Origin of the sequence: Weizmannia acidilactici, assembly GCF_008974225.1 — a bacterium.
GTDB classification, from domain to species: Bacteria; Bacillota; Bacilli; order Bacillales; family Bacillaceae_C; genus Weizmannia; species Weizmannia acidilactici.
Window position 1 is genome coordinate 1 of the sequence record NZ_BKZR01000107.1, and the last position, 996, is coordinate 996.

Genomic DNA, 996 nt, shown 5'->3' on the forward strand with positions numbered 1-996 from the left:
CCGCCACGGATATGACGCTCACTGATAATGAAATATTTGCACGTTTGTTTTGTTTTTGTTCTGTAATCTCTTTTTCCATATTTTCAAATCGTAAACTTGCTTCATTCCTTGTAATAAAAGTGGAAGTCAGCAAATCCAACTTTGTTTCTATTCTATCGACACTTTTTGCAAGTGCTGATAGTTGGGGTTCTAATACGGAAATTCTTTCGTTTTCTTTTTGATCCAATGTCCATTACCCCCAATAGAAAAAGCGCCCGTACTGGGCGCCTATGTTTTACAACTTAAAACCGGCTTCTTCATATCGTTCTCTTTGTTTATTTTGAAGTTCTTCTAATTCTTCTAGTGCTTCTTTGTGAATTTCTTGTAGACAATTTCCAAACCATTTATAAAATTCCTCTACTTTTTGTGCATAATCATTTACTGTTTTTCGCAAAACTAGATTTTTATCATTAGAATCCATATATTCTCTTGAGAGTTTTGACCACTTTTTCCAATCTCTTAAACTATCAATATTAAGAGTGATTGATTGGCTCATACCTTTTTCTTTATCAATGTTAATTGTCGCTCCTGTTAAAGGAAGTGCCTTATGAAGAGTATAATTTCTTAATTCTTGAACGAATTTTGACACTGGTACATTACTGAAATGTTCCTCTATTTTTTCATTGTAATCATTTTCGAATTCTGTTCCTTCGTATTCCTCTTGGTAAAATATACGAGTATGATCTACTAAGGATTTAACCGAAACAAGAAAATTATGAAGTAATCTAGTTATTTCACCCAAAAAAGCATTAAATGATTCTCTGTTATCACGTACCATCAATTGTAGCGCTAAATCCTGATCGCTTTCATATTTAGAAAGGAGTTTATTTAATTCTTCATAATTTCTTCGAAAAACTGTATAACTAAGTTGTAAATTATCTATTTTATTAATAATTCTCCATCCTTCACTCGACTCTATTTCTTGTATCCCTTTCATATATCATCCATCAATTATTT

At 31.5% G+C, this 996-nt stretch carries 2 protein-coding genes; both read right to left on the reverse strand.

The genetic code is table 11. The features are described from left to right. The coding region (locus GBH70_RS16425; protein WP_151682017.1) for a hypothetical protein at positions 1-226 on the reverse strand (226 nt) is incomplete at its 3' end. 48 nt (positions 227-274) lie between these two features. Further along, a complete protein-coding gene (locus GBH70_RS16430) occupies positions 275-976 on the reverse strand; it encodes a hypothetical protein (RefSeq protein ID WP_151682018.1) in 702 nt (233 codons plus the stop codon). Positions 977-996: the final 20 nt, after the last annotated feature.